Consider the following 25,319-nt stretch of genomic DNA (forward strand, 5'->3'; position numbering starts at 1 on the left):
TCGGTGTCCTTCATTGTAAATGCTATAATAGTTGGGACTAGTTTTGCAAGGAGGGATTTCAAACGATGCAACAACCTTTAGCTTATCGGATGCGGCCAAAAACATTGGAAGACGTTGTTGGCCAGCAGCAACTGGTTGGTCCGGGCAAGATCATCGCACGAATGGTCAAGGCCAAACGTCTATCATCAATGATTTTATATGGGCCACCGGGTACTGGCAAGACCAGCATTGCCAGTGCCATCGCTGGTTCGACCAAATACGCTTTTCGCATGTTGAATGCCGCCACTGATAGCAAAAAGCAGCTTCAAATCGTCGCTGAAGAAGCCAAAATGAGTGGGACGGTTATTCTGTTACTGGATGAAATCCACCGGTTGGATAAAACCAAACAGGATTTTCTATTACCCCACCTAGAGAGTGGCCGCATCATTTTAATTGGTGCCACCACCGAAAACCCATATATTAGTATTAACCCAGCCATCAGGAGCAGAACTCAGATCTTTCAAGTCTTTCCACTAACAGCTGAGGATATTCAGCACGCTGTTGAACGGGCCCTTGCTGATGAAACAAACGGTCTTGGTCGTTACCGAGTTGACTTAGCGCCCGCCGCCTTGCACCATCTTTGCACGGCAACTAATGGCGATTTACGAAGTGCCCTCAATGGTTTAGAGTTGGCTGTACTGTCATCAACCCCCGCCGACGATGGCACCATCACCATTTCACAACAAACGATTGAAGAATGTTTGCAGAAAAAGGCCCTGTCTGCCGACAAAGATGGCGATGCCCATTATGACGTGATTTCGGCATTTCAAAAGTCCATTCGTGGTTCCGATGCCAACGCCGCTCTGCACTATTTGGCACGATTAGTCGAAGCTGGCGATTTAAAGAGTATTATGCGTCGACTGATGGTGATTGCTTATGAAGATATCGGCTTAGCAAACCCAGCAGCTTGTGCCCACACGGTTGCCGCTGTTCAGGCCGCCGATCAACTTGGCTTTCCAGAAGCACGAATTCCGTTAGCTGATGCCGTGATTGAATTAGCCTTGTCACCAAAGTCAGATTCAGGAATCAGTGCCGTTGATGCCGCCCTCACAACGGTTCGTAACGGGCATTTCGGTGACATTCCAGCCGATTTAAAAGACGCCCATTATCAGGGCGCTGCCAAACTCGGGCACGGTGTCGGCTATGATTTTCCGCACGACCATCCGGGCGACTGGGTTGCTCAACAATATTTACCAGATGCCATCAAATCGGCCAAGTATTATGAGCCCAAAACAAATGGGCGCTACGAAACGGCGCTTGCTCAACAATACGAAAAATTATTAAAAGCAAATGCGCGAAACCGTTAACAACACCTCGGTTGTGCTTATAATTGCAACTTTTATTTTTATATGCTAGACTAAGAGTCGAAATTACTAAGGTGTGCGCATTGCTCTAAACAAAGTGTTGCCGAACAATTAATACTACTTTGGGATGTCCGTTAGCTAATTCCATAACATGCCTTATCCTTTGGTAGTTAGCGAATTAGTCAGAACGTCCCACCTGCCTTAAAGCGGGTCAATACTGAAGGGCGATTAACGGCACCACTAGTTTTTCCGGAAGTTTACTTCCGTTGGTCAGGACTTGTTCCTGGCCTTTTTTGTTGCGTGAAATTACCGCCAACCAACAGCCACAGTTTGTTGGATCCGTTAATGAGTCATTATTTGAAGGTGCCCAACGGTTGGTTCACGATCTATCAACAGGCGTACATCTTAAGCTATACTAACTAGGCAAGCTTACGCTGAATTTAGCGCATTTAAAGTCTCCGTACTAGTTGTTAATATTATTGCTGGCATTGAATTTGTCTTCTCTTCCAGAATCGACTAAAATAATACCAACATCACCTTTTGGAGGTTTATTTTGATTACACTACTGCTTGTCGTTTACACACTCATTGCGGGATGGCTCAGTTACTACCTACTGACCCACCAATCGCGACCGTTTCTCTTTTTTGATCCCAACAAAGCGCCCACCATCAAACATGTGGCTCGTTATGGCGGCGGTTTAATGTTACTAGTCACCATTGCTTGTCTCGTGACCATCTTTATCCAAGCAACAATGCTAATTGCCATCGTGTTAGCAAGTGGCTCGCTCATCATGATGGCAATTGCACTAATTTTAGTGAGTTTTATGCAAATCTCATAGAAAACGCTTTTTATTTATTGCGAAAACCTTTACAATATAGTTATAAAGTAATGAGGGGTGAGAATGATGTTACAACAATACCAACACATTTTAGTTCCTGTTGATGGTTCTTATGAAGCAGAATTAGCATTTAAAAAGGCGGTTGCCGTCGCGAAACGGAACGGCCCTAACGCCTCAGTTCACATGGTCCACGTGGTTGATACCCGTGCTTTCCAAAACATTTCTAGTTTTGATACGACGATGGTCGAACAAGTGACGGATACTGCTCAAAAGACGCTAGATAAATACGTTGCCGAAGCTAAAGCGGACGGCTTAGATAACGTTGATTACTCCATCGAATATGGGGCACCAAAGACGATTATCGCTCGTGACGTTCCTAAGGACATGGGGACTGACTTAATTATGATTGGGGCTACTGGCCTCAACGCAGTCGAACGTCTGTTGATTGGTTCGGTCACTGAATACGTCACTCGAATGGCTGTTTGCGACGTGCTGGTTGTCCGGACTGACTTAGAGAATAAGCCAGCACCTAAACCAAAGAAAAAGTAATATTTTAATGCACTGACTACCAAAGTCGAGCCAATGAAGTTATGAAACTTCATTGGCTCGACTTTTTATATTGTTCTCTAGTATTGCTTATTTAACCAGCCTAGTCAGTACTGGCTCATTATTCCAAAATGACACGGTAGAGTTTCTGACCAAGATCATTCAAAGCCGTCGTTTGTGCTTCACGTTCCCCATCAGCAGCCATCACAGTCATGATAAAGGTGCCTTGCCGATTTTTGACAATGGCCGCATCATTTTGAACACCATACGCTTGATAATCTCCAGTCTTATTGTAAATCGTTGCCCGTTTTGGCAAATTTTTGACTAACTTGCTGTGATCAGTATTAGCCTTTAAAATCGTTAACATGGCTTGATCAACCCTTTTAGAAATCAACCGATAGTTAGCCAGCCGTTGCAGTATCGTTGCGACATCCCGAACTGAAGTATAGTTATCACGACCCGCTTTTAGTGCCGCGGTGTCCATTAATCGACGTGCCATTGTGGTATCTTTTAAGTCCAATTGAGCAACTTCACTGTTGATTGCAGACACACCGCCCACTCGATCCAACATAATATTAGCAGCGGTATTATCGCTGTCCGTAATCATCCGCTTAGCGATCTCCGCGTAAGTCAGCTGACTACCAGCAGGTAAAGTATGTAACGTTCCCGTACCACCGACCTTATCTTCAGCACGTAATGTGTACCGATTCTGCATTTGCCAATTGTTTTGATGAACTTGATCATAGGCTGTCACTAAAATAAATAATGTAATTAAACTCCCAGCGCGCTGTGCGCCATTATTAACGATTACAGTCTGACTGCCCGTCAACGGCATGACTGCTATCGAAGTTCGCCCGGCCACGTCTTGCATTGTTTGCTCAACAAGCTCGGAGACCGTCTTAGTTGGAAACGTCGCCAGCGGCTTCCCAGTCGCCACAGGTTGCGCTGTAGACGTGGTCCCACTGGCCGCCGACTTAGCAGTGGTTGGCGCCATGGACGACCAGAATAGCTGACCAATGATATAGCCACCACCAATTAGCAGTAACAGTGCAACTAGCCCACTAAGCAACCACTGCTGATTAAATCGGGTTGAGAATATGGCTAGTCGTGATTGTGATTGTCGCCGTTGCACGCGACTTGGTTGGATTGCAGCACGCTTAGTCAACACGTCTAAGCGTTGACCACATTCCAAACAAAATTGGACGTTCGGTGCATTCTGATAACCACAATTTTGACAACTCATCTTAACATTCCCCCCAGTAATAAAAATGGGCCAGTCAGCAGCGTGCCGTGCTCAATCAGGTTGAGAACACCCAAATCAAGCGCGGCCACTCACCGCTAACTGTCCCACTGCACAATTTAAGCTTCGTTAGCCACTTGCAACGGTGCAATGTGGTACTCGGCCATTTCTTTCGTGATTTTTTCAGTCAAACTACTGTTGTGCGTGACTAAACTCAACGCGTATGCCACATAGTAATGGTCATGTGCTGACTGAATATTATTTAAAACAACTTCATTGGCCGCTTTCTGCGCATACAACCGATCTAATAAATAAAGTGACTGACTTTCCTGGGCCTTTTTAAGTGCCAAATCAATTAGCTCCAAGGCTTCTTCGGGGAAGTTGATTTTGGCATAAAGTTGCGCAGCCGAGGCATAAATCAGGATTTCATTTTGTAAATAATCATCGTCACCCATCGGCATTGCTTGCGCATCCATTGTGTGTAAGGTGGCAACTGCCTGCTTGACGAAGATCTCAGCCTTGTCATAAGCCTGTTTACGTTCATAAGCTAATCCAGTCCCCAACGTTGCTAAGATGGCAAACATATCATGACTAGATTTAACAAACTGATTTAGCAACATCCCAAAGTTAAAAATAGCTTCGTCAGCATTGTCATTAAGAACTAGCTGCAAATAGCCCTCATAGTAGTAATACTGTTTCTTGTCGGTATTACTACGTAGCTGTTTGGGCCGGATGTGCTGGAAGACGTCTTGCGCTTCTTCCAGTTGCATATGTCGAATCAATAAATCAATTTTTTTAAAGGTCCGATATAACTGGTCATCATTTTCAATGATAACTTCTGACAAACGAATTCCTAATCGATTACAAATTTTCATCATAATCTTCATACTTGGGATCTTGCTTTTTTTCTCAATCAAACTAATCGTTGCCTGAGTACAAATACCATCTGCCAGTTCTTTTTGCGACATGCCCTTCCGTTTTCTGAACTGCCGCACCTTTTCTCCTAATATTCTCATGCTTAACCCCTCTTTTATTCAATTGCCTTAAACCCAACTCAGTTGTTTGTTGCTGTCCTTGCTCGACCCCACTTAGTGAACAAGGCTATCGTGACACCTAATCAATCCTCATTAATACGTTCGAATAATTGAGCACTAACCAATTGGACAATACCAATCACGCATATAATTATATTCACATAACGGAATTTTAGCAAGAAATACGCGTAATTCTTATTTAATATTAAGTTTATACCATGCTTTAACACTAAGAATGTGTTTAGAATCTTTTCAAGAGTATTCGCAGGAAGGCTAAGCTAATCATCATCTTACTGGTGTTCAGCTTTCGCTCACAATTGCGCCAGAGGCGCCGATATTTTCCTAGCCAGCTAAAACTGCGTTCGATAACCCAGCGTTGCGGGGTCACTTGACCGTGCCTAAGGTCACTCTGTTTAGCAATAATGACTTCAGCGTTAATCATTGCCTGAACTGATTGAGCAAAGTTGTTACCAGTATAACCACCATCGGCCATTACTCGTTGAACCAGGTCAAACTGTGATTTGTTTAACGCCAGTAGCGCATTGGCGCCATCACGCTCAGAAACATTGGCGGTTGTCACATGGACTGCCATCGGCAGCCCATTGATATCTACAGCAAGATGGCGCTTAATCCCACTCACCTTTTTACCACCATCGTAGCCGCTACTTTCAGCAGGATCGGTATTCTTGACACTTTGAGCATCTAGAATGATGAACGATGTATAAACTGAACGCTTCTGAGCCAACCGATGTTGGCTGACAATTTTTTTAAAACCTTATCCAGAGGAGTGATACCAGTAGGAGATGGCGTTTTAGTCCAAAGTAACCAGTAATAATAGACGGTTTCCCATTTAGGAAAATCGCTGGGTAAATCACGCCAAACGCACCCATTTTTCAAGGTATAAAGCAGGGCACAAAAGATATCATATAAATCAACCTTTCTTGGCTTAGTCCGCTTACGTATGCCTTCTAGATCTGTCCGGATTAGTTCAAATTGTTCACGAGAGATGTCGCTACTATAATGGTGTGCAAAGCTTTTCATGGATTAAAAACTCCTGTTTTTGATTTAATTTAACTAAAATCAAATCGAATGTCAAAGTATCCAAACACGTTCTAAGGTCATTTATTAATTATCCAGTACTCCAGTTCGTTAACCGGCCTAATTAAGGACTTGTTTATTAAAAGTGAGAACTACTGAAAGCGATTCAAAAGGCAATAAATAAACGTTATTTACAGCTCATATTACTTGTCATGACACCCTCGTCTAGAACGCTATCGCGGCTTAATAATCAAGCTTGGTTCTCATACTTCTTTCAGTAGATTATAACCAACTCAGTAGCCAATTTATCAATTGATAAAAATAATAATGTTTAGACCTCGTTTGCAGTTGTTTTAATTGACCAGGTCGATTCGTGATGAGTCCATCCGCCCCCATAGCAGCCAGCCGTTGCATGGCGAGTGGCCGATCAACTGTCCAAAAATATACGGCATGATGCTGACGATGAGCCGCGCTAACCTGTTCACGAGTGGCCGTTAGGGCTTGCAGTGAATAAAAACTGGCTACTGAATCCGAAAAATCGGTCAGATAAAATGGCGCAATTAATCCTACTGGCAGTTGAACATTTCGTTGATGCAATTGTTCAATGATCCGGTAGTCTAACGAATGGACGGCCCCTTTTTGACGCACCAGTGTCTGGCCATAGCGCTCCGCAAAAGCGCCCATCAATTGATTGGCTGCTCCTACTGATTTAATTTCGACTAACAAGGGTTGTTGTAAGTTACGTGCCACCGTAAAGTACTGATTAAACGTGCTTAAACGCCCCTTTTGACCATGCTCATGCAAGGGTAACCCACTCAATTCATCGACTGGATAATCATGGACTGGCCCCGCTTGACCAGCCAGGGCTGTCAACGTGAGATCATGCATCACGACCCAGTGCCGATCCGCAGTCGGCTGAATATCCATCTCAACCATGTTAGGTCGGGTCTGTCTAACCGTCCGTTTAAGCGCTGCTGTCGTGTTTTGAACACCATCATGACCATTGACACCTCGGTGCGCAATAATTGCTGGTGTCGCAGTTGTCGGCGCACCTAACCACCAACCCGAATAACTGCTTATGGCCACCAAGCTAATCAATATTATTAGTGCCGTCTGCCATTGAGACCTTACTGAGGTCACCCGTTGTGGCCGCCATTGTGCCCATTCACCCATGAGCAACAACCAGCCAATTAATTGTAATCCTGTCATACTGATTATTGCCACCAGTCGACTCACAATCTGGCTGTAATTCCCACAGATCCAAACGATTCCCACACTAAGGCCGGCTAAAATTCCCCAGCCAATTAGTACCATCCAGCCATAACGCGTTCTTTTAATAGCCGCCCACCACGATGTTTTCCAACCAGCCTGCCAGTAGTTTTTCCAATTGGCAGGGTTCAGCAATTGTTGTCGGAGTGCCGGTAACCACTTCCAGCTCAACAACCAACCAAGCGCCCATAACGGTGCCGCTACGGGTAACCAGTCATAACGCGTATTAAAGATCACATTCTGAATAGCTGCCGGCAACTGTAAACTTGCTTGTAAGGTTGCTAGATAGCCTAACCAGCCGAGTGGCAGCCACCACACTGCCATTACTAGCAACATTGACCAGCGACAAATAAATTGACCAACCTGCAATGGCTCGTGATTACTACGGACCGCTAATGCTGGTAGCCAAGCACTCAACACAATTAGTCCAATCAAACTCATTCCGCCACCAACTTGAATGCCCAGTACCTTAACAAGCACTGCTAGTAACATGCCAGTTAACCACCAGATGGCTAGTGGCCCAGTTAATTGCTGTCCACCACGAATAATTAGTTGCCATCCGCGACTTAACAACCTGATCCCTCCTCACAAAAAGTGGTGGTCGTGATGAATTGCTTCATCCCAACCACCACAAATTAATTACGGTTTTATTCTGCGTCTAACGCGACAAAATCATAGTGAATGCCAGACTGACGTTTGAATTCATCAAATCCAAGTTGGATCAATTGATCAATCAAGTCCGTGTAGCTAATACCTGAAACTTCCCATAACTTTGGATACAAACTAATATTAGTAAAACCAGGCAACGTGTTAATTTCGCCCAAATATGGTTCGCCATCTTCAGAAACTAAGAAGTCAACCCGTGCCATCCCTTTCAAACCAAGGGCTTTAAATGCGTCTAGTGACATCTGCTGAATCCGTTTGGTTAACTCAGCCGGTAATTCGACTGGTAGCTCAAAAGTCACACCACTAGCATCCACGAATTTATTATTATAATCGTAGAACGTATCCGTCTTTGGAACATCGATTGCACCAAGCTTAGAGGCCTTAGGATTTTCATTACCTAATATTGAACATTCTACTTCTCGCGGATTATCAATTGATTCTTCAACCAAAATCTTATAGTCATACTTGAAGGCATCCGCTAAGCCGTCCAAATATTCCTGTTCATTCTCAGCCTTATGAATTCCGATTGATGATCCCTGGTTCGCTGGCTTAATGAATAAATGATCACCGACATGGGCTTGCAAATAAGCATATGTCATCTGATCCCGATTTTCAGGCGTGACCACCACGTACTTCGTATTTTGAATATGGTGATGGGTTAGAATCTGCTTCGTAATGTCTTTGTCAAAGCTGGCCGCCGACGCTAACACACCACTACCGACATAGGGCTTCTTCAATAACTTGAACAGCCCCTGTAAGGTGCCATCTTCCCCCAAGTTACCATGCACCACTGGGTAAAAGATATCAATATCCTTAGCTAGTGTCAGGTTCTTGATGGGTGCTAATGGATCACGCATGTCCAACTTGGGCATTTCTTCAGCAACCACTTGATCTTCTGGTTCGCCATCAAATACCCGCCGCGTTGCGGCATCACTCAAGACCACTCCGTCCTTTGTGATTAAAAACAAGTCAACATCATACTTATTCTTGTCCATGGCATCATAAATGTTATGCGCTGAACGCTTCGAAACATCGTGTTCTGAAGAATTCCCGCCAAATAACATACCAACGTGGATCTTTTTTTGTGTCTCCATAATTTTGTTCATCCTATCAAGGTTTATTTCATACTACGGCTTAGTTAATTCTACAATATCTGAGCACAATTGAAAACATTTTTGCAATAAAATCATTGGTTTTTACGCATTAAATGGTGCAGTTAAGACCACTTTACCTAACATTTGGCCCGTTTCCACAATTTCATGAGCGCTTCGTAAATTAGCTGCATTAATCCCTGCTAATATCCGCTTGGTCGTTGGTACAATGACCCCAGCATCCGCCAATTGGGCTACTCGGGCTAGAATAATCCCCTGTGTTGCCATCGATGGTAACCGATAGTTAGCTTTCGTAAACATAAACTCCCAAGCAAAGTTCAAGCTCTTGGGCTTTAATAATGCCATTGGCAATGGTTGCTGATTCGTGACGACCGCCACGATCGTTCCGAGTGGCCGTACCAGTGGCGTGACTAACGGTAAATATCGATCCGTTGAATGCAATAAAATCACATGATCAACGGTCGTCAAACCCGCCGCTGTCAATTGTGCGGCCAAATCTTGATGGTAATCCAAAACAACATCGGCACCTAGCTGTTTGACCCATTCAGTGGTAGCGGGCTTACCAGTTGTCGTAATAACTTGGAGTCCCGCCCACTTAGCCAACTGAATAGCCATCGACCCCACACCACCGGCACCATTGATAATTAGGACACTATGTCCAAGATTAGCATTGGCAGCCGCTATAAACGGTAACTTTTCAAACAATGCTTCCCAAGCCGTTAACGTTGTCAGTGGTAATCCGGCTGATTGTGCCGCGGTCCACTTTTTGGGCGCACAAGCGACTAACCGCTCATCCACCAATTGGTACTGCGCGTCACTGCCTGGCCGGTCAACGGCGCCGGCATAGTAAACAAGATCATCAGTCATAATCGTCGTTACCGCTTCACCCACGGCCAAGACTTTCGCTACCGCATCAAAACCTAGTATCCTAGGATGCTCAACTTGCGGTTGAACCTGCCGCTGTTTAGTATCAATTGGATTAACCGACGTTGCGAGAACTTCCACTAAAATATCACGCCCGCGTGGTTGATCGATTTCAATCGTGACATCTTGTAAACTTTGCGGATCACTTACCGGTAATCCTTGCGTTAAGCCAATTGCTTTTGCTTGCATTCAAAAGACTTCCTTTCAAATCTAGCCTAAAAATTCCAATTCATCATCCAAATAATCAACAACTGCAGTTGGTAAATCATCGTGCAGTGCTAACGCCTCTAGCAATCGATTACGATTAAAAATCTGCGTCCATTCAGCCTCACTTGATGGGCGCGTATGCATCATTAACTGCCGATGCCATTCCTTTAATGCCGCTAACAAATAGTCACAGTACAGTTCGTCCTTATTCGTAATCAGCGTCAAATAAGTTGATAACCGCTCCGGCTCCCCAAAAATTAAAGGTGTTGTTAACTTTTGATACCGACTCAACAACGCCGCCAATAATAATAATTTATCCGCACGAGCTAATTTTGACTCATCGGCCAATTCATCCAAGATATTCCCAATGTGCGTATAAGCGTGGGCCCAACCGGTCGTTCCCACAAAACCACGAGTATCCGTTTCTAACAAAATATAAATCGTCATTTGGGTAACAATCAAGTCAAGCCGAGCAGGCGTCATGAATTTTAGACCCGCATGATCCGCGTACAGTAATACTGATAGCAACAACACCGCAAAGGAACGCTGATAGACGGCATCATTTTGTGGCTCGTCAATATGGGCAAATAATAGCTGATCTTGAATCAACTGATCAAAAATAGCACCTAATTGTGCCGGCGTAAGCACCTGCTGTTGCAGGGCTTCATTTAACAAATAGTAGACGCCCTGATCACGAACCTGTGGATTACGCGAGCCAATGTGCGCCATTAAGAGCTTGACCTGCTCACTACTAATGGCCGTCAGCGTACCTTTCTTCAACTGTTCATGCAACGTTGCAATCAATGGCAGAACTTCTTCATCACCCGGAAGCGTCACCGTCGTTGCCACAGTGCTCGGCAACTGTTTGATCAGCGCATCCATCCGGGCCGGTAATGATTGATAAACCTGTCCCGCACGAAGTTGCTGTCTTAATTTCAATACTGCATTTTTAACCTGCATCAATTTCTCTGCTTGCATAATGACCTCGTAATCTCCAATTTACCTTCTATTTTAGCATGTCAGTGCCCGTCTTGCCCAAAGGAACCCATTCAAACATAAAACGTAACGCATTGTGCTCGTTAATTTGGCATGAGTCATGATTAAAACATGCCAGTTAGTTGGATTATTGTTCGTCAGCATATGCGCGTCTGGTGCCGACCTCCGGGGCTGGGTGCCAATCGCTGGAACGTAGCTGACGTCGATTTGAGCTAACGCCCAACCCGCGTCATCTCAAATACGAGTCTTATTCTAAGCCGGAAGAAATTCACTTCCAGCTAAGAATAATTTGGCTACTGAGCATTGTCACCCAGCCCCTCCAGTCTAAAAGAGTGTTCGGGGCCACGGGTTGAAGCCGAGTATTGCCTAGCCAACGGATTAATGCGATCTTGGCATTAGTCCGTTGGTGTAGCAAGCACAGGCTTCAGTGGCCCCGAACACGTTTCGACAGCATTTCCTTGAAGCATGGAAGACCAGTATTTGAGACGTGGACTTTCGGCTCAAATCTGCATTGAAGTGCCCTACAATTAGCAGAAATGATTGGAAGCCAACGTAGGACGAACTAATCAAATGATTTTCGCCAAATTGCATACTTTTCAGTAGGATTCAGATGGTAGCTTTTAAACTTAGAAATGACTATTTTTAATCACGATTCATACTAAATAATAACTAGCACAATGCATAAAACGTGGCCTAATTATAGCCGTTATGATGCCACCCTGAGCCTTACTCTGGTTGACATCATAACGTCCTAATTAGGCCACGTCTAAACATCGATACGCTAATTCACGTGCAATTAATGCATTCTCACGAATGATGATTAAAATAAGTACAATGTGCTTCAATCATGCTAAATCAATACTTATGGTTGTGGCAAAACGTCTACTTGTGATTTGATAAACGTCGCAGATGCAGCTAATGAAGCTTGTTCATCGGCAGTTAAATCCAGTTGAATTAACGACTCAATGCCATGCTTACCAATTACAGCTGGCATGCCGACATAAGTCCCGAACTGCGGATCAAATGCCGAAACTGGGCAAGCTAATTGAGCGTCCGCACTGACCGCTTCTGCTAATCGCACCCCACAAGTAGCAATCGCAAAGTTGGTATAGTGTTTACCAGCCATGACCGCAAATGCCCCCTGCCGAGCGTCTTCTTCAAGTTGATCAAGATTCAGGCCAGGGAAATTCTTGATTGGCTGCCCGTTAACACTGACCGTTGACCAAGCAACAAATTGTGAGTTACCGTGTTCACCGTAAACATAGCCCGAAACATTTTTGCCATTCGTCCCAGCTGCTTGCCCCACATACTTTTGCATCCGGGCCGTGTCTAAAAAGGTCCCCGTACCAAAGACCCGCTGACGTGGAAAACCGGTCATTCGTTGTAAATAATCCGTCATCACATCACACGGGTTCATAATATCAATCAAAATGCCTTTAAAGCCAGACGCCACAATTTTAGGCGCAATATCCCGAACTATAGCTTGATTCAAATCATACTCACCAAAGCGGCCTTTAGAACTGTTCATGTCAATCGCACCAATATTACCGGAAGCCACGATCAAAACTTCAGCATCTGCTAAGGCTGAATAATCATTTAAAATAATCTTAGTGGTTGAGCTTAGACGCGGTGAGGCATCGTCTAAATCGAGTTTTTGGGCCTTCGCCAAGGCCTCATTCTTGTCAATTAATACTAATTCATCAACGGTTCCTTGTTGAACCAACGTATAGGCCACCGTCGCACCGACTTGGCCTAACCCGATCACACCATATTTACGCATGCTGTAAACCCCAATCTGTAGTTTATTTAACTTGGTAAGCGTACATTGCAACCGCTACAAAGTCAAGCAGGACGCTGTCTCATTAGATTTTAATCAATTGTTATATTTCGTGACAAATCAGCTTATATAACTTCATCAATACCGAGTGCCGGCAATCCTAAAGAATGAAAAAACTAGCTTCAAGGAACGGATCCCTAAAACTAGCCTAGTCAAACGATATTTTAATTTAAAGTGCCCGCTTAGTCAGTTGAAACTGGCAAAATCGCACCTTTATATTTCTTTTCAATCCATTGTTGAGTACTCTTAGAACGTAACGCCTTCATTAACTTCTTAATAGCTGGTTTGTTCTTGTCACCCTTACGAACAGCCACAATATTAGCGTATGGCGAATCTGATTTTTCGAGCGCAATTGCGTCCTTCTTGGGATTCAAACCAGCTTGCACGGCGTAGTTCGCATTGATTACGACCGCGTCACCTTCATTGTTCTTGTAAAATGTTGGCATTAACTTAGCTTCGTATGAATGCTTGAACTTCAGATGCCGTTTGTTAGTTTTAATATCATTGAAGGTTGCTGAAGTCAAATCAGTCCCCTTCTTCAGGGTAATCAAACCAGCGTCCTTGAACAATGTCAAAACCCGACCATAGTCAGCAACGTTGCTGCTAACTAACACTGTCGCACCATCTTTCAAGTCTTTCAAACTCTTAACCTTCTTGGAATAGACACCGATTGGTTCCAAGTGAACTTTACCGGCAGATACTAGACTACCATTATTTTCTTTGTTCCAGTTATCCAAAAACGGAATATGCTGGAAGTAATTAGCGTCTAATTCTTTAGATGCCAACGCTTTGTTAGGCAAGACGTAATCTTGGAAAACTTTGATTTTTAAATTAACGCCTTCCTTTTTCAATTCTGGTTGCACATGCTTCAAGATCTGGGCATGTGGTACTGACGATGCCCCGACCGTGATGGTTGTTGTCTTAGTCGATGACGATGATGATTTACCACAGCCAACTAATAAAATCGCCGTCGCGGCAACTGCTAGTAATCCTAAAATCCGCTTTTTTTGCATAACCCTAATTCCTCCTAAATTAACTTTAATTAACTCGCTTATCGATATGTCGAACTGCAATATCCCCGATAAATTGGAAAATGAACACGATGATAACAATAATAACCGTCGCAACTAGCGTAATCGCGTTGTTATTAGACTGGAAGCCATCTTGGTATGCCAAGTTACCTAGGCCACCAGCCCCAATGGCCCCGGCCATCGCGGTATAACCAATCAAAGAAATCGTCGTCACTGTGATTCCGGAAACCAAAGCTGGCATGCTCTCTGGTAACAAGACCTTGCGAATAATTTGCCACCGCGTCGCACCCATTGATTCAGCCGCTTCAATCACCCCATGATCTAATTCATGGAACGCTAACTCCACCATCCGGGCGTAAAATGGCGCTGCTGAAATGATGAGTGATGGTAAAGCTGCTCGTGGCCCAATAATCGTCCCAACTAATTTGGATGTTACTGGCAATAATAGCACGATCAAAATAATGAAAGGAATCGACCGGAAAACGTTCACGAATAACGCGACAATCCAATTCAACGCCTTAGCCAGTGGATTCTGACTACCGGCTGTCTCATAAAGTAACAAACCTAAGGCGATTCCCAAAATGGCAACAACGACCATTGAAACGATCGTCAGCCAAATGGTTTCCCAAGTTGCCGACATCATGCTACCCCAATCAACATTTGCAAATTTAAAGTATGAATCCAATCCTTGATCATTCACGATTTAAGACCTCCGTTTCTACCCGCATCGTTTGTAGGTACGCCAGAGCGCCCTTGATCTGTTCCTGGTCACCCGTTAGTTGCAAGTACAGTGAACCGATTGCGCCTTCTTGAGTTTGGTGAATTCCACCCTCAATAATATTTAAATCTAACGGGTATTTCTTTAACATCTCTGAAACAATTGGCAACTGGGCCTGATCACCATGGAACGTCAATTGGACGATGGTTCCTTTAGGATACTTCGCTAACAGCTGATCAACGACCACCGTCGTGTCATTCAGAGACGGCGTGACTTCTTCATTAACAAACCGCTTCGTCACTGCTTGTTGTGGTCGCTTGAAAACTTCTAATACCGGTCCCTGTTCCACAATTTTACCGGCTTCCATCACCGCGACGTGATCGGCAATCTTACGAATCACGTGCATTTCATGCGTAATCAATACAATCGTTAAATGTAACTTCTGATTGATCGATAGTAGCAGGTCCAACACTTCATCGGTCGTTTGAGGATCTAAGGCACTCGTTGCTTCATCCGAAAGTAGGATTTGCGGATCATTCGCAAGTGCCCGAGCAATCCCGACGCGTTGCTTCTGCCCCCCAGATAATTCGGACGGATAAGCCGTTTCTCGTCCCGCTAACCCGACTAAATCAGCCAAGTGTTCCGCCTTTTTACGAGCATCCGCTTTGGACTGACCCGCAATCTCAAGTGGAAACATAATATTTTCCAAAACAGTCCGCGACCATAATAGATTGAAATGTTGAAATATCATGCCAATCTTTTGCCGTTGAGCCCGCAACTTTGCCCCGCTCAGCGTTGTAATATTGACATCATCAATTACCACTGACCCACTCGTGGGGGTTTCCAGGCCATTCAACATCCGTACCAAGGTACTTTTACCAGCACCCGAATAACCGACGATGCCATAAATGTGACCATCTTCAATCTTTAAATTAACATCTTGGACGGCATGCACCGCTCCCTGTTTGGCATCAAAGGTCTTCGTCACATCTTTAAATTCAATCAAGTCAAATTCCTCCTTACACATCAAAAAAGCTCCTCATCCTAGACGATTATGACAATAATCATCAACAGGACGAGAAGCTTAGCCTCGTGGTACCACCCATCTTCACAACCAGCTCGCACCAGTTGTCTCAAGAGTTACTATGAACTCCGCATGATAATGGGTGCGACCCAAACTTAGCTTGTTGATACTCACTAAGCTTCATTACTTCAAGACCATCTTCAGTTTCACGATCAATCCCCTTACACCAACTAGGGACTCTCTAGGTAATCGTTACCACGTACTCATCTTTTCAAAATGATATTTTTTTAATCAATTGTTAATGTACCGAGTATACCGAGCCTGTTTCTAATTGTCAAGGCCTGACAATTAGTCCACGTCAATTAACCAAGCAACGCCGTCTTCCGCACTATTCAACGCGTCAAAATTATCCGTTAAAGCTGGGTTAACTGCAACCACGGTGCCATTAATTGGACAATTAAATTCTGAGACGGCCTTAGTGGCTTCAACACTTAGAAAAGCGCTGTTTTGACTAACTTTATCGCCAATAGCTGGTAATTCGGCATATTTAACTTCACCAAGGGCTTCATGAGCCGCCTTAGTTAGACCTAGCCGAGTATGCCCATCAACATCTTTTGTCCAAAAATAAGTTGCATCTTCACTCATATTAAACACCATACCTTTACATTGATTTTATTATTCAAACCGGTCGTTACGACTGAACATGTAGGACTTGTAATGATACCGCATTGACATCATTAATCCGATCCCAGCCATGTTAGCGATCAACGCCGACCCCCCTTGACTAATGAACGGTAACGGGATCCCAGTCATTGGTAACAGTCCGATACTCATCCCAATATTTTCGAATACGTGGAAGAGAATCATCATAATGACCCCGGTTGAAATGTAAGCGTAGAATTCGTTCTTCGTATCAAACGTCACCCGGATCATCTGATAAATCAATAAGAAATATAACAAGATGACCACGGCGCAACCAATAAAGCCAAAGTTCTCACCAATGACTGAGAAAATCATATCAGATTCGCGTACGGGGACGGTCACGTGTGAGACGTTAAACCCCCGCCCGGTAATCTGACCTGAACCAATCGCCTTCATACTCTGCCAAACTTGATAGGCATTGTTCGACGTGTCCGTCGACGGGTTCAACCATGTATCGATCCGCGCAAACTGGTACTGCTTAAAACCGATGGCTTCCAAAATATGTCGGCCACTTGGTGCAATCACTAAATATAGTGCCGTACCGGCAATCGCAGCAACGGCTGCAAACGTTGGTGCCAGTAACCGCCACGAAATCCCGGAAACTAAAATCACGCCGCCTAAAATCGCGAAGAATACCAACATCGTCCCAAAGTCATTTTGTAACTTTAAGAGAACCGCTACCGGAACCATGTACGCAATCAATTTACCGATTAACTGCCAGTCGCTCGCCATGGTGTGAGTGGGGTGTTCTGTATTGTGCATCGTTACCACCCGCCCCAGCATCAAGATAAAGGCGGGCTTCATAACTTCCGATGGCTGCAGCGTTAGCGAACCAACTGCAAACCAACTCTTAGCCCCGGTACTGGTATACAGCGATCTACTGTATAGGACTAAAACCGCCGCTAACAGGAAGATCCCGAACCAATACGCAATCGGCGCCACCCGCCACAACTGTTCGGAATCGAATTGCATCACGATCACAGCAATTGCGGTCCCAATCACGAACCACATGACTTGAGAAATCACCTGCTTCGTGACGTTCACCGAACTAGAATCGTGCACTGCGGCGACGTAAATCGACGCCAGCCCGATTAGTCCTAGCATCATCACTGAAAATATGATACCCCAGTCAATTCTTGAATCCTCGTCTTGACTGCGGAGTCTAGATTCTTCTGCCACAAATAACGCTCCTAACCTGTTTGGATTAGTCCACCGCATTCGGCAGACTAACCCTATTCACAATATCATTTTGTACTCTTTAAGATAGTCTTTATTATACAACAACCTGGTGCCGAATTCTCGGAACCAGGTTGAAGGTTTACTAAAAATTAGCCTTTGTGTAGATGGTAAGCCGACAAGATTTCTTGCAAACTTTCATCAAAAGATTTGGTATGTGCAAATGGTTGGTTATCGCTAACCATTTCAGCCTCAAATCGTTCACCAACTTGTGTCACTTGCCCAATCATCTGCTTACCGATCAAAACCTCGGTAACTGGTTGACCGTTGACCTTGGTTTCATTTAAAGTAACCGAAATTGCCTTATCTTTTCTTGCCACGGTGGTCTTCCTCCTTGTATTGCGGGTTACGACGCAATGAAAAATGGGCTGGCACGGGATCAAAACCGCCCTTAACCAAAGGATGACACCGCAAGATCCGTGCCATCCCCATTAGACTTCCCTTCACTGCGCCAAACCGTTCGATTGCCTCTAACGTATAATTAGAACAGGTTGGATAGTACCGACAATGGGCCGGACTAAACGCAGAAAAGGCCCGCTGATAAAAGCGGATGCCTTTCATTAATAACCGTCGCATCGTAATTATTTCTTGTTCTTAGCGGTCTTTTGCATATGTTCAAGTAAGATACCAGCACCCTGAGCAACGTTGTTCAATGGATGTTCAGCAACCATTACCGGAACCTTTAAGTTTTCACTGATCAACTGATCGAGCCCACTCAAGAGTGCGCCCCCACCAGTTAGCGTGATCCCCCGGTCAATAATATCGGCCGCAATTTCAGGCGGTAAAGTTTCCATCACATGATGAGCGGTGCTAACAATCTGCATCAACGTTTCATGGATAGCTTCTTCAACTTGATTAGAATCAATGTCGATTGACCGTGGCATTCCAGTCACCGTATCGCGGCCACGGACCTGGGTGACCTTATCATCGTCGCCATCCTGTTTGAAGACTTGGGCGATTTGAATCTTAACTTGTTCCGCACTGCGTTCACCAATCAACAAGTGATGTTGATCCTTGACGTAGTTCACGATGTCTTGGTTCATCCGGTCGCCAGCCATTCGTAACGAACTGCTGGCCACAATATCACCTAACGATAGGACTGCAATATCACTAGTCCCGCCACCAATATCAATCACCATGTTACCGCGTGGCTGGAAGATATCCATGCCAGCACCAATGGCTGCCACTTTTGGTTCAACTTCCAAGAAGACTTTACTACCACCAGATTTTTCAGCAGCTTGCAAAATCGCTTTGCGTTCAATTTCAGTAGTGTTCGTTGGGGTACAGATCATAATACTTGGCCGTGACATAATACCACGAACATTTAATTTTTTAATAAAATAAGACAACATTTCTTCGGTGACGTCAAAATCCGAAATCACCCCGTCTTTTAATGGTCGAATTGCCCGAATGTTACTAGGCGTCTTCCCAACCATTTGGTAGGCTTCGGACCCGACTGCCAACACTTGATTCGTGTTTGTATCGATAGCGACCACGGATGGTTCATTAAGGACGATGCCCTTGCCCGATACGTAAATTAAAACATTGGCAGTACCTAAGTCAATACCAATATCTAAAGCCATGTTTTTGCTCCTCTCAAACATACAATTATACGACTAATCATTATACCATACTCTACAGTTGATGAGAACTGACGGTAGTACTAGTCACCCATTCACTTGCTAATACCAATCAGTTAATTGCGACTAATCATCACGGCGCTTAGACCACTCATCGACCGTCAATGAATAAATTACTTCATCACGATACTGACCATTCAGCAAGATATTTTCTGGTAAGGTCGCATCTAAATGATATTTACGGCGTTCAGCAACGGCCCGACTTGCCTTGTTAGCAATATCCGCCCCTAAGGTCACCTTATGCAGATCGAGTTCTGTAAAGGCAATTTCTTCTAGCCGTTCAAGGGCCTTCGTCATAACTCCGTGCCCAGTAAATGTCTGCCCTAGCCAATACCCAATCTCGCCATTATGATTAATGGCACTAATATTATGCAAGTCCAACATACCGGCAACTTCCCCATCCACAATGATGGTCGTAATAAAGACCTGCCCGTGCGCCTGCTTGGTCAACATGGATTCAATAAAATGCCGTTCGTCAGCAACAGTGGCGGTCGCATCGACCCATGGCATCCATGGCTTTAAATAGTCGCGGTTATGATCAACTAAGTCGAAAAGCGGCTCCGCGTCAGCCACTTCGGTTGGTTTCAATGAAATGTGTTTGTCGATAATATTAATAAACATAAGTTGTCCTCCTGAATGATTGGCGTCGGGTTACCCCGCTGCGCCACAAAAAAGCCTTCAAACACGAGTTTATCGCACTTTGAAGGTTTTGTAAGCAATTATTTATATTTATTCCACTGCTTCATGCGCAAAATCAGGATTCAGCGCATAAACGGTGCCATCGGGAATATCGACCCGTTTAATCTCAGCACCTAACTTGGCTAACTTACCATGAAAATTAAAATAGCCCCGGTCGAGATACTTTAAGTTAGTGATTTCAGTATACCCGCGACTAACTAACCCAGCAATTACCAGTGCAGCGGCAGCCCGTAGATCAGTTGCCGTGACTTGAGCGCCATTGAAGTCGGTTGGCCCATACATAATAACTGAGCGACCCTCGACCTTAAAGTCAGCGTTCATCCGCCGTAGCTCATCGAGATGCATAAAGCGATTTTCGAAAACGGTTTCGGTTAGCAAGCTTGTTCCCTGCGCGCATAACTGTAAAATGGTCATTTGCGGTTGCATGTCTGTTGGAAAGCCAGGATGTGGCAAAGTCTTGACGGAAGTTGGTTTTAAATGTTCTGGACCAATAACTCGAATACCAGCTGGCTCTTCGGTAACCGTCACACCCATCTCACGCATTTTTGAAATCAGTGGCTTATTATGTTCAGCGATGGCGTCTTCAACTAAGACGTTTCCCTGTGTCACCGCAGCGGCAACCATAAATGTCCCGGCTTCAATCCGATCTTGGACAATACCGTGGTCACAACCGTGCATCGCCTTAACCCCTTTGATCCGGATGGTTTCGGTACCGGCACCAGTAACCTTAGCCCCCATCTGATTCAAGTAATTGGCGAGGTCCACAATTTCAGGTTCACGAGCGACGTTTTCCATCGTTGTGACGCCATCAGCAAGTGTCGCAGCCATCATAATATTTTGAGTAGCACCGACACTTGGAAAATCTAAGTAAATTGCAGCACCATGTAATCGGGACGCCGTAGCCTCAACATAGCCGTCGTGGCGTTCAATTTCAGCTCCCAAGGCACTTAAGCCTTTCAAATGTAAATCGATTGGTCGTGAGCCGATCGCACAGCCACCAGGCATAGCGACCTTAGCATGGCCTAACCGGGCTAACAATGGTCCCATGACGACAATCGAAGCCCGCATTTTAGACACATATTGAAACGGTGCTTCGGATGATAACTGACGGCTAGCGTCAATATCAATTGTTTTATTAATTTCATCAAAATCAATTTTAGTATTCAAAAACTTTAAGACGTTATTCATTGTGAATACGTCTGACAACACTGGTACATTTGATAAATGCGTTTGTCCCGAACTAGCCAATAAGCTTGCGGCTAGAATCGGTAACACTGCGTTTTTAGCGCCCTCAATATGAACATTTCCTGTCAAACGTTGACCGCCATGAACTACAATTTCCTCCATGGATAAACCCTCCATCACTAAACGATAATCAACAAACAAGTTACGTGAGATTTCAGATTGCGTAAAAAGTACGCTTATCAAGAACTTCACCGAGCCAAGTGCACGCGCACCTACTCAGATTTCGATGTTCATCGCGATACTTAGCTTGTGTCACGCGATGTGCAATCCAAACACTAGCTCCACCGTTAATACAACCTGAACACACTGTGACAACTGTCCAATAACAGCGTCCAAGCTCAAATCGGTTCCTAATCATCATAACATAGAACACTAGCGGATAAATATTACATTTTACATTTTCGTTACAATTTCAACACAAATATTAAATACTTATGATTAGTTAACTAATTAGCGAATTGCGCACGTAATGAATTGACAACGCGTGAATAATTTGACTGATAACAGCACTCATTTGTAATCGTTTCCTTTATTGTAATCTCAATATAAGTTGCATTCTACCATTCAAGTTATCGAGTTGCCCCTAATACGCTCAGTTAATTAGTAAAATCTTGTTCGCAAGCAATTCAGTAACGACTATTGTTAAAATGCAGCGATTAGTCGAGTTGTTGTTTATCAGCATGCGCGTCCGATCCGGCTTGCGGGGCTAGGTGCCAATTGCTGGAACCAGGCGGACATCGATTTGAACTCACGCAGAAAATCACGGCGCAATTTCAAATACGAGTCTTCTGCTAGCCTAGGAACACCACCCCGACAAGAAGAACTTCCCCCTTGAGCATTGTCACCCAGCCCCGCCAATCTCAGGCTTTTGCAGGCCACGGGTTAATACCTAGTCAACGGATGGCAGTAGTCGATTGGCGTTGCAAGCACAGGCTTCCGTGGCACCGTGTACGTTTATAGGCAATTCCACTTTTTGCCGCAGATCTAAATTGACTATACTCGACTTCGACTAATCGGCACATTTTAACAATGTTTTCTGCCGATACCATGATTCCATGATATGTGTTAAAGGTTTAATAGTGTGCAATATTGAATCGACAAAACAAAAAAGCACCCGCAAATAATTGCAGATGCTTTTCAGAATTTTAAGTTGTTAATGCCGAGCAACGTTCAAACGGTTCATGGCACGCCGCAAAGCGACTTGGGCCCGCGCCAACTCCGCATCATCATGCTTCTGTTGAGCGTCTTGAATCCGTGTTTCAGCGCGTTTCCGTGCATTTTCAGCCCGGGCAACATCGATGTCATTCTGACGTTCAGCACTATCCGCAACAATCGTTGCTGTATTATTGCTGAACTCAACAAAACCACCGTTAACGGCAATTTCGTCATCTTCCTGATCACTCTCAAGTTGCTTGATCCGAACCTCATCGATTGCAAGTGACGCAATCACAGGAATATGGTTCGGTAAAATCCCGAGTTCGCCATCAATCGTTCGCACGATCAACATTGGCGTCTTATTTTCATAGACCTGACCGTCTGGAGTTACGATGCTAACGGTTAATGATTTTGCATTGTCAGCCATGTAAACCCCTCCTAATCAGTTACCATCGATTTCGCTTTTTCGACCACGTCGTCGATCTTACCAACTTGACGGAATGCGTCTTCTGGTAGGTCATCATATTTACCCTCAAGGATCTCTTTAAAGCCCTTGATGGTATCATTGATTGGCACGTATGAACCAGGTTGGCCAGTAAAGTTTTCGGCAACGAAGAAGTTTTGTGATAAGAAGAATTGAATCCGCCGTGCACGTGCAACGGTCGTCTTTTCTTCGTCAGATAATTCATCCATCCCTAAAATCGAGATAATATCTTGCAATTCACGGTAACGTTGCAAGACCCGTTGAACTTCCGTGGCAACTTCATAATGTTCTTCACCCACGATTGATGGGTCCAGAGCGATTGATGAAGATGCTAATGGGTCAACGGCTGGATAAATCCCTTGTTCCGTTAAAGAACGTTCCAAGTTGGTCGTGGCATCCAAATGGGCGAACGTCGTTGCAGGAGCTGGGTCGGTATAATCATCGGCAGGCACATAAACGGCTTGAATCGAAGTAACTGAGCCCTTCTTAGTCGAAGTGATCCGTTCTTGTAATTGTCCCATTTCAGTAGCCAAAGTTGGCTGGTAACCAACGGCTGAAGGAATCCGCCCAAGTAAGGCAGAAACTTCAGAACCAGCTTGCGTAAACCGGAAGATGTTGTCGATGAATAACAACACGTCTTGGCCTTGAACATCACGGAAGTATTCCGCAATCGTCAAACCAGTCAAGGCCACCCGCATCCGGGCACCCGGTGGTTCGTTCATTTGACCATAAACCATGGCGGTATTCTTTAAAACGCCGGAAGCCTTCATTTCAAAGTAAAGGTCATTCCCTTCACGCGTCCGTTCACCAACACCGGTAAACACGGAAATCCCGTTATGTTCTTGGGCAATGTTATGAATTAATTCCTGAATTAAAACAGTTTTACCAACACCGGCACCACCGAACAACCCAATCTTACCACCACGAACATATGGTGCTAAGAGGTCGATAACTTTAATTCCAGTTTCCAATACTTCAGTACTGGTTGTTAATTCATCATATTTAGGCGCATCCCGATGAATCGGGTTACGTTCTGCATCTGGACCGAATTCTGGACCACCATCGATGGTCTCTCCTAAAACGTTGAAGACCCGGCCTAACGTCTCTTTACCAACGGGAACCGTAATTGAAGAACCAGTGTCTTCAACCGGCATTCCCCGGCGTAAGCCGTCCGTACCGTCCATTGCGACGGTCCGGACAACTCCATCACCTAATTCCAACGATACTTCCACCGTTAAAGTGTCATCGTTGTCCTTTTGAATGATCAAGGCGTTATTAATATCCGGTAACTTATCGTTTAGAGAGAATTCAACGTCAACAACGGGTCCAATAACTTGTACAACTTTACCTGTACTCATTAGTCGTTAATTCCTCCCACTTCGTTATTCTTGCGCAACCAAACCACCAGTGATTTCAGTGATCTCAGTGGTAATAGCAGCTTGACGTGCGCGGTTATATTTCAGATTCAACTTATCGATTAAATCGCCAGCGTTATCTGATGCAGCCTTCATCGCGGTTGACGACGAAGCATGTTCAGCAGTCTTGGCATCCAAGATTGCACCATAAACTAGGCTTTCAGCATATTGTGGCAACACAGCCGACAATATCGCTTCTTCTGACGGTTCCATTTCATACTCAGGACCGACATCCACCCGACTATCCTTGGCTTTACGATTATCCGACTCACTTTGTTCAAAAGTTTCTTCAGAAATTGGCAGCATTTTAACTGACCGAAAGCCCGAGGAAAGTCGATTGATAAAGTGGTTATAGAATACGTAAAGTTCATCAAAGACTTCGTTGTGGTACATTGATGTGACTGTCTTAACGATTTCACGAACTTCCTTAAAAGTCGGCACGTCTGAGACACCGCGGTATTCATACGCCACGTTTAAGCCGTTCTTTTTATAGAAATCCGCACCAGTGCCACCAACCGCCAAAACGACCGCGTCATCGGCATCAATCTTATGTGTCCGCATGAAATCGTTAGTTTGTTTCAACACATTACTGTTGTAACTGCCAACGAGACCACGGTCCGAAGTGATCACCAATAAACCAGTCTTTTTAACGGGGCGTTGTGCAAGCAATTCACTAACTGAAATTGTATTGGAATTACTATTAGCAACACCGGCACTTGCTGACATCAGATGAGCTTTGGCAAGATGTGAAACGATGCTTTCAACTTTAGAAGCGTACACCTGATACGTACTGGTATGCTTTTGAATCTGGTTTAACTTAGAAGTTGAAACCATTTGCATTGCCGACGTAATTTGATGGGTCTTCTTCGTTGAGTCAATTCGGCGCTTGACATCCATTAATGATTCTGCCATGCACTACT

At 44.5% G+C, this 25,319-nt stretch carries 24 protein-coding genes and 1 other RNA gene; 4 read left to right on the top strand and 21 right to left on the bottom strand.

The annotated features are described in order from the left end of the window. Nucleotides 1-65: 65 nt before the first annotated feature. The 4 genes from LP667_RS10275 to LP667_RS10290 all read left to right on the top strand — a co-directional run bounded on the left by LP667_RS10275 (nt 66) and on the right by LP667_RS10290 (nt 2,730). The gene (locus LP667_RS10275) at nt 66-1,346 is read left to right on the top strand and encodes a replication-associated recombination protein A (RefSeq protein WP_021732573.1); all 1,281 of its coding nucleotides are present in this window, start codon (nt 66-68) and stop codon (nt 1,344-1,346) included. 60 nt (nt 1,347-1,406) lie between these two features. Continuing rightward, nucleotides 1,407-1,594, top strand: a non-coding RNA gene (gene ssrS, locus LP667_RS10280) — 6S RNA. Nucleotides 1,595-1,896: 302 nt separating this feature from the next. Next, complete coding sequence (locus LP667_RS10285; protein ID WP_021732575.1) at nt 1,897-2,181, top strand: hypothetical protein; 285 nt, start codon at nt 1,897-1,899, stop codon at nt 2,179-2,181. A 66-nt stretch (nt 2,182-2,247) separates the two neighbouring features. Continuing rightward, a complete protein-coding gene (locus LP667_RS10290) occupies nt 2,248-2,730 on the top strand; it encodes a universal stress protein (RefSeq protein WP_021732576.1) in 483 nt (160 codons plus the stop codon). A 118-nt stretch (nt 2,731-2,848) separates the two neighbouring features. Here LP667_RS10290 and LP667_RS10295 read toward each other — a convergent pair whose 3' ends face one another. The 21 genes from LP667_RS10295 to LP667_RS10395 form a co-directional block, all read right to left on the bottom strand. Next, nucleotides 2,849-3,970, bottom strand: a complete 1,122-nt coding sequence (locus LP667_RS10295) for a serine hydrolase (RefSeq protein ID WP_056988390.1) — start codon at nt 3,968-3,970, stop codon at nt 2,849-2,851. A gap of 116 nt (nt 3,971-4,086) precedes the next feature. Next, nucleotides 4,087-4,983 carry a helix-turn-helix transcriptional regulator gene (locus tag LP667_RS10300; protein WP_033609643.1) on the bottom strand — a complete coding sequence of 299 codons (897 nt, stop codon included), beginning with the start codon at nt 4,981-4,983 and terminating at the stop codon, nt 4,087-4,089. Between the two features lie 259 nt (nt 4,984-5,242). Next, nucleotides 5,243-6,042, bottom strand: a protein-coding gene (locus LP667_RS10305) for an IS5 family transposase (protein WP_121018929.1) whose coding sequence is annotated in 2 segments (ribosomal slippage) — nt 5,243-5,772 and nt 5,772-6,042 — 801 coding nt in all. Because the reading frame shifts where the segments join, the coding sequence is not laid out codon by codon here. Nucleotides 6,043-6,321: 279 nt separating this feature from the next. After that, nucleotides 6,322-7,881, bottom strand: coding sequence for a glycerophosphodiester phosphodiesterase (locus LP667_RS10310; RefSeq protein ID WP_021732579.1), 1,560 nt, complete (start codon nt 7,879-7,881; stop codon nt 6,322-6,324). Between the two features lie 74 nt (nt 7,882-7,955). Further along, nucleotides 7,956-9,068 carry a D-alanine--D-alanine ligase family protein gene (locus LP667_RS10315; protein WP_021732580.1) on the bottom strand — a complete coding sequence of 371 codons (1,113 nt, stop codon included), beginning with the start codon at nt 9,066-9,068 and terminating at the stop codon, nt 7,956-7,958. A gap of 102 nt (nt 9,069-9,170) precedes the next feature. Beyond that, entirely contained in the window at nt 9,171-10,199 is a 1,029-nt protein-coding gene (locus tag LP667_RS10320; RefSeq protein WP_021732581.1) for a zinc-binding alcohol dehydrogenase family protein, read from the bottom strand. Between the two features lie 21 nt (nt 10,200-10,220). Further along, on the bottom strand, nt 10,221-11,195 hold the full coding sequence (locus tag LP667_RS10325) for a DUF2785 domain-containing protein (RefSeq protein WP_021732582.1): 975 nt from the start codon (nt 11,193-11,195) through the stop codon (nt 10,221-10,223). An 880-nt stretch (nt 11,196-12,075) separates the two neighbouring features. Next, nucleotides 12,076-12,993: an L-lactate dehydrogenase gene (locus LP667_RS10330; RefSeq protein ID WP_021732583.1), complete on the bottom strand. Its 918-nt coding sequence runs from the start codon at nt 12,991-12,993 to the stop codon at nt 12,076-12,078. A gap of 239 nt (nt 12,994-13,232) precedes the next feature. Further along, nucleotides 13,233-14,063, bottom strand: coding sequence for a MetQ/NlpA family ABC transporter substrate-binding protein (locus LP667_RS10335; protein ID WP_021732584.1), 831 nt, complete (start codon nt 14,061-14,063; stop codon nt 13,233-13,235). Nucleotides 14,064-14,088: 25 nt separating this feature from the next. Further along, on the bottom strand, nt 14,089-14,781 hold the full coding sequence (locus tag LP667_RS10340) for a methionine ABC transporter permease (RefSeq protein ID WP_003641453.1): 693 nt from the start codon (nt 14,779-14,781) through the stop codon (nt 14,089-14,091). After that, nucleotides 14,774-15,805 (bottom strand): methionine ABC transporter ATP-binding protein, encoded by a 1,032-nt coding sequence (locus LP667_RS10345; RefSeq protein WP_033609652.1) that lies wholly within the window; start codon nt 15,803-15,805, stop codon nt 14,774-14,776. The genes LP667_RS10340 and LP667_RS10345 overlap by 8 nt, the downstream gene beginning before the upstream one ends. Nucleotides 15,806-16,171: 366 nt before the next feature. After that, nucleotides 16,172-16,468: a glycine cleavage system H family protein gene (locus tag LP667_RS10350; RefSeq protein WP_021732586.1), complete on the bottom strand. Its 297-nt coding sequence runs from the start codon at nt 16,466-16,468 to the stop codon at nt 16,172-16,174. A 30-nt stretch (nt 16,469-16,498) separates the two neighbouring features. After that, the gene (locus LP667_RS10355; protein ID WP_021732587.1) at nt 16,499-17,704 is read right to left on the bottom strand and encodes an FtsW/RodA/SpoVE family cell cycle protein; all 1,206 of its coding nucleotides are present in this window, start codon (nt 17,702-17,704) and stop codon (nt 16,499-16,501) included. A gap of 149 nt (nt 17,705-17,853) precedes the next feature. Then, entirely contained in the window at nt 17,854-18,081 is a 228-nt protein-coding gene (locus LP667_RS10360) for a DUF2969 domain-containing protein (protein ID WP_021732588.1), read from the bottom strand. Continuing rightward, a complete protein-coding gene (gene yidD / locus LP667_RS10365) occupies nt 18,065-18,337 on the bottom strand; it encodes a membrane protein insertion efficiency factor YidD (protein WP_033609651.1) in 273 nt (90 codons plus the stop codon). The genes LP667_RS10360 and yidD overlap by 17 nt, the downstream gene beginning before the upstream one ends. A 5-nt stretch (nt 18,338-18,342) precedes the next feature. Further along, entirely contained in the window at nt 18,343-19,344 is a 1,002-nt protein-coding gene (gene mreB / locus LP667_RS10370) for a rod shape-determining protein (RefSeq protein WP_021732590.1), read from the bottom strand. A gap of 123 nt (nt 19,345-19,467) precedes the next feature. Then, on the bottom strand, nt 19,468-20,022 hold the full coding sequence (locus tag LP667_RS10375) for a GNAT family N-acetyltransferase (RefSeq protein WP_021732591.1): 555 nt from the start codon (nt 20,020-20,022) through the stop codon (nt 19,468-19,470). Nucleotides 20,023-20,130: 108 nt separating this feature from the next. Beyond that, nucleotides 20,131-21,447, bottom strand: a complete 1,317-nt coding sequence (murA, locus tag LP667_RS10380; RefSeq protein ID WP_021732592.1) for a UDP-N-acetylglucosamine 1-carboxyvinyltransferase — start codon at nt 21,445-21,447, stop codon at nt 20,131-20,133. A gap of 1,051 nt (nt 21,448-22,498) precedes the next feature. After that, the gene (locus tag LP667_RS10385) at nt 22,499-22,927 is read right to left on the bottom strand and encodes a F0F1 ATP synthase subunit epsilon (RefSeq protein ID WP_021732593.1); all 429 of its coding nucleotides are present in this window, start codon (nt 22,925-22,927) and stop codon (nt 22,499-22,501) included. Nucleotides 22,928-22,938: 11 nt separating this feature from the next. Continuing rightward, on the bottom strand, nt 22,939-24,342 hold the full coding sequence (gene atpD, locus LP667_RS10390; RefSeq protein ID WP_021732594.1) for a F0F1 ATP synthase subunit beta: 1,404 nt from the start codon (nt 24,340-24,342) through the stop codon (nt 22,939-22,941). 24 nt (nt 24,343-24,366) lie between these two features. Beyond that, the gene (locus LP667_RS10395; RefSeq protein WP_021732595.1) at nt 24,367-25,311 is read right to left on the bottom strand and encodes a F0F1 ATP synthase subunit gamma; all 945 of its coding nucleotides are present in this window, start codon (nt 25,309-25,311) and stop codon (nt 24,367-24,369) included. Between the last annotated feature and the right edge of the window lie 8 nt (nt 25,312-25,319).

The sequence above is a fragment of the Lactiplantibacillus paraplantarum genome (genome assembly GCF_003641145.1).
GTDB classification, from domain to species: Bacteria; Bacillota; Bacilli; order Lactobacillales; family Lactobacillaceae; genus Lactiplantibacillus; species Lactiplantibacillus paraplantarum.